Origin of the sequence: Amycolatopsis sp. NPDC059027 (assembly GCF_042739735.1) — a bacterium.
In the GTDB taxonomy this organism is placed as follows: domain Bacteria; phylum Actinomycetota; class Actinomycetes; order Mycobacteriales; family Pseudonocardiaceae; genus Amycolatopsis.
In genome coordinates this window covers 100,309-104,957 of sequence record NZ_JBHYIK010000016.1, presented here as the reverse complement: position 1 = coordinate 104,957, position 4,649 = coordinate 100,309, and the positions used below count along the sequence as shown (strand labels likewise).

At 69.9% G+C, this 4,649-nt stretch carries 4 protein-coding genes; 3 read left to right on the top strand and 1 reads right to left on the bottom strand.

What is annotated here, in order from left to right; all coding sequences use genetic code 11:
• Positions 1 to 285 precede the first annotated feature (285 nt).
• Complete coding sequence (locus ACFWY9_RS13695) at positions 286 to 1,677, top strand: OFA family MFS transporter (RefSeq protein WP_378325383.1); 1,392 nt, start codon at positions 286 to 288, stop codon at positions 1,675 to 1,677.
• 39 nt (positions 1,678 to 1,716) lie between these two features.
• Here ACFWY9_RS13695 and ACFWY9_RS13690 read toward each other — a convergent pair whose 3' ends face one another.
• Positions 1,717 to 2,457 carry a GntR family transcriptional regulator gene (locus tag ACFWY9_RS13690; protein ID WP_378325384.1) on the bottom strand — a complete coding sequence of 247 codons (741 nt, stop codon included), beginning with the start codon at positions 2,455 to 2,457 and terminating at the stop codon, positions 1,717 to 1,719.
• A 291-nt stretch (positions 2,458 to 2,748) separates the two neighbouring features.
• On the opposite strand from ACFWY9_RS13690, the gene ACFWY9_RS13685 reads away from it, so the two are divergent.
• Together ACFWY9_RS13685 and ACFWY9_RS13680 are read left to right on the top strand one after the other, a co-directional pair.
• Positions 2,749 to 3,747 (top strand): 2-dehydropantoate 2-reductase, encoded by a 999-nt coding sequence (locus tag ACFWY9_RS13685; protein ID WP_378338982.1) that lies wholly within the window; start codon positions 2,749 to 2,751, stop codon positions 3,745 to 3,747.
• A gap of 24 nt (positions 3,748 to 3,771) precedes the next feature.
• The coding region (locus ACFWY9_RS13680) for an acyl-CoA dehydrogenase family protein (RefSeq protein ID WP_378338981.1) at positions 3,772 to 4,649 on the top strand (878 nt) is incomplete at its 3' end.

The window sequence follows — 4,649 nt, the reverse complement described above, 5'->3', positions numbered from 1 at the left end:
TCCCGCGGGGGGGGGGGGGGGGGGGGGCGCTCGGGGGGGGGGGGGGGGGCGGGGGGGGGCGCGGGTCTGCCCCCCGCGGGGGGGGGGCGGCCGGGGGCCCCCCCCCCCCACGGTTTCGCGGCCCGCTCGGGCCCTTCCCGGAGCAGAAAGGAGGAGGTATGTTGCCGGACATTTGACGCGCGCTGCGGAGAAAAGGAGTCGTGGTCGCACACGGGCGGGGTGTGCGGCGGGCAGGACACGAAACGTAAGGGAATGAGTAGTCAACGGTGACGAAAGAGAACTCTTATGACCGCAGCCGCACCGACCTATCAGGAGATAGCCGACGATAACGGAAGGATCTACCGGGTGGGGGAGAGTCCCCACGACATCATGGGCCGTTCCCGTGGGTGGATGGTCTGGTTGCCCTGGGTCGCCATGATGGCGGTCAGTGTCTTCGAATACGGCTGGGGCGCAGTGGAAGACACCCTCGAACAGAAATACGGCTGGTCGCTGGCCGACGCGTTCTGGCTGGCCAGTATCTGGGCGGTGTTCCAGGCCGGGGTGGCGTTCCCGGCGGGACGCCTGCGTGAGAAGAACATCGTCTCGGCGAAGACGGCGATGCTCGCCGGCGCGGTCTGCAGCGGGATCGGCTATTTCACGATCGCGCACAGCGGGAACCTGGCGCTCGCGTTCATCGGGTACTCGGTTCTCGGCGGTACCGGCGCGGGACTCGTGTACGCGACCTGTATCAACATGGTCGGCAAATGGTATCCGGAGAAACGCGGGGCGCGGACCGGTTTTGTCAACGGCGGATTCGCCTATGGCGCGGTTCCGTTCATCTATCTGTTCAGCGCGTTCCTCACCCACGACAACTACTCGGTGGTGCTCGACGTCATCGGCGGCTACATGCTGATCGTGGTCGCGCTGTGCGGATTCCTCTTCAAGGACCCGCCGAAGAGCTGGTGGCCGAAGGAGGTCGACCCGATCGCCTGGGCCAGGAACAGGAGCGGGGCCAAGGGACTGGCCAAGAACCCGCCCGCGGTCCGGCAGTACACCCCGATGGAGGCGATCCGGACCGGGATGCTGCCGCTCATGTGGCTCAGCCTGGTGATCATCGGCGGCGTCTCGTTGTTCGGGATCAACTTCCAGGTCGACTTCGCGAAGGAGAGCCATTTCGGCCCGTTCGTCGCGGCGTCGTCGGCCGGGGTGTTGTCCATTGTGAACGGTACCGGCCGCGCGGTGGTGGGCTGGGTCTCCGACCGGATCGGACGGCGGCAGACGCTGACCATCGTGCTGGTGATCGCGGCGGCCGCGCAGTTCGGCGTGCTCTACAGCGGCAACACGCACAACCTCCCGTTGTTCATGGTGTTCGCGTTCCTGACCGGGTTCGGCGGCGGTGCCTTCTATCCGCTGTTCGCCTCCCTGGTGCCGGATTACTTCGGCGAGAACAACAACGCCTCGAACTACGGTCTGGTGTACAGCGCGAAACTCGTCGGCGGTGTCGGCGGGGGCGGCTTGGCTGCCGCGGTGATCAGCGCGTGGGGCTACAACGGTGCGTACATCCTGGCGGGAGGTATCGCGTTGCTTTCCGCCGTGCTGACGCTGTTCCTGCGACAGCCAGGCCGCCCACGCCACGGAACGGATCCGGCGGGGCGTCCTGACTTCCTCGCTCGTCCGTCCGCGGCGGCGGGGTCCTGACCGGCCTGAACTCCATCCAGGACCCCACCCTTCGGTATCTCAGGACTGAGGTCCCTCCTGGGGCCTCTCGTGGAATGCCTGCCGGGTGCGCTCGGTGTGCCGGGTCATGATCTCCTCCGCGACGACAGCGTCCTTCGCCGCGATGGCCTCGATCAGCTGAGCGTGCTCGTGCCAGGCGTCCTGCCCCCGTGGCCGGGCGATGGGGGTGTAGTACCAGCGCACCCGCCGGTCCACGAGCCCGATCATCTCCGCCAGCACCGAGTTGCCGGACAGTTCGGTGATGAACGCGTGGAGGGCGGAGTTGGCGGCCACGACACCCTCGATGTCGTCGGCGTCCAGCGCCGCGAGCCCCTCCTTGTGCAGTTCCCACAGGCGTTTCACGTCGTCGGGGCCGGCTTCACCGGCGGCCAGCCGCGCGGAGTAGGCCTCCAGCACGGTACGTACGCCGAGCAGGTGGTCGGCCTCCTCGTCGGTGGGCAGGTGCACGAACGCGCCCTGCGCGGGACGGAGGTCCACCCAGCCCTCGGTCTGAAGCCGTTGCAGCGCCTCGCGAACCGGCTGCCTGCTGACTCCGAGGTACTCGGCGAGGTCGGCTTCGACGAGGTGCTGGCCCGGCTCGAGGGTGCGGTTGACGATCAGCTCCGCCAGCGCCTCGTACACGACCTGGCGCAGCGGGGCCGGACGCTCGACACGGCGGGCCGCGGACCCGCTGAGGGATCCTTTCGCCGTGCGGCGTCCGGTCGGCCCTCGGTCGGGCAGGGGCGAGACGGGCTGGGTCACGGTGCACCTCGTTCGGGAATGAAGAGCGGAATGCCCTCAGAATACAACCTTTGGTATGCAAAATCCCGGAAGTTGGTCCGGATCGTCCCGAGTCAACCAAAAAGGACCAATCAGAAACGCGGTCCGTAATCGCCGGAAACGCCCGGGATGACCGGGCTGGTGGATCTCTGCCGCCGTGGTGGTTCCGCGCGGCCGCGGCCCGGCGACCTGGAGCGATTCCGCGTTCGGCGGTATGGAAAACGTAGCGTCGACGGGATACTGTATGCAATCACTTGTGACGGGAGGCTCATCATGAAGGTGGCTGTTCTCGGTGCCGGTGCGATCGGCGCGTACGTGGGTGCGGCACTGCACCGCGGTGGGGTCGAGGTCCATCTCATCGCGCGGGGACTCCATCTGGACGCGATGCGCAGGCACGGGGTATGCGTGCGCAGTCCACGTGGTGACTTCTCGGCCACGCCGCACGTCACCGACGATCCGGCGGAGGTCGGCCAGGCCGACTACGTCCTCCTTGGCCTGAAAGCACATTCCTACGCCACGGCGGGACCGCTGCTCGCCCCGCTCCTCGGCCCCGGGACGGCGCTGGTGGCCGCGCAGAACGGCATTCCGTGGTGGTACTTCCACGGCCTGGCCGGACATCCGCTGGAAGACCGCCGCGTCGAGACCGTCGATCCCGGCGGCGCGGTGAGCGCGGTCCTCGAACTCCGGCGCGCGATCGGCTGTGTCGTCTACTGCTCGACGGTGATCGAGCGTCCCGGCGTGATCCGGCATCTGGAGGGGACCCGGTTCTCGCTCGGGGAACCGGCCGGTGGCGTTTCCGAGCGCTGTACCGCCTTGAGCGAGGCGATGATCGCGGGCGGGCTGAAGGCCCCGGTGGAACCCCGCATCCGCGACGACATCTGGATCAAGCTCATGGGCAATGTCGCGTTCAACCCGCTGAGCGCGCTGACGAGGGCGACGATGGCGCAGATGTGCGAGCACGCCGACACCCGCGCGCTGGTCGCCACGATGATGACCGAAACGCTGGAGATCGCCCACGCCGCCGGGAGCGATCCGCGGGTCTCGGTGGAGAAACGCATCGACGGCGCGTGGCGCGTCGGGCACCACAAGACGTCGATGCTGCAGGACCTGGAGGCGGGAAAGCCACTCGAGATCGACGCGATCATCGGTGCCGTCGTCGAGCTGGCCGGGCTCACCGGCGTGCCCGCCCCTGCATTGCGTCACGTGCACGCGGCGATCGGACTGCTCAACCGGACCACGATCGCCGAGCCCGTCCCGGCCGGCTCGCACTGAACCGCTCTCCACAAGGAGTGTCCGATGTCCCTGTCCGAGGAGGTCGCCAGGATCGTCGCGAGCGCCGTCGACCCGGCGGCGGCGACCGCGGACCAGCTGGCCCGGTTCCCGCGTGGCGCCGTCACCACGTTGGGCCGTAAGGGAGTGCTCGGCATGCCCGCGTCCCGCAGGCTCGGTGGCGGCGGGCACGGCCTGGCCGAGACGGCGCGGGTGGTGGAGCGGGTCGCGGTGTCGTGCGCCGGGACCGCGACCGTGCTCCGGTCGCATTTCGCGGCGGCCGCGGTGCTCGACGTCCACGGCACCCCCGAGGTGCGTGCCGACCTCGCGGCGGGGCGGCATTTGTCCACTCTCGCCGTGTTCGACGCGGGGCCGGACCGGTTGTTCCTGAGCCCGGAGGGCACGGCCCGCGGGCACGGCGGTGTCGTCGATCTGTACGCGCGCAAGGCGTGGGTGATCTCCGCCGGCGAGGCGGACAGTTACGTCTGGTCGAGCCGCCCGTCCGGCGGGCGGGGCGCTTCGACGTTGTGGTTCGTGCCGGGCCAGGCGCCGGGGCTGTTGGTCCCCGCCGACCGCGGCGGGATCGGCTTGCGCGCGAGCGCGGCCACCACGGTGCGGGCCGATCCGGTGCGGGTGCCCGAGACGAACCGGCTCGGCGAGAGCGGGGCGGGCGCCGACCTCGTGCTCGATCTCGCGTTACCGTGGTTCCTCGGGCTCGGCTCGGCGGTCGCCCTCGGGATCATGGAAGGCGTGCTCGCGGCGGTGTCGGCCGAGTTGCGGGGGGGGGGGCCCGGGGGCCGCGGGGGCGGGCCCGCGGAGCCGCCCGGGCGGGGGGCGCCGCGCGGCGCGCCCCCGGGCCGAGGGGTCCTCGAACAACTCGCGCGCGAAGACCCCACCGGCGCGGA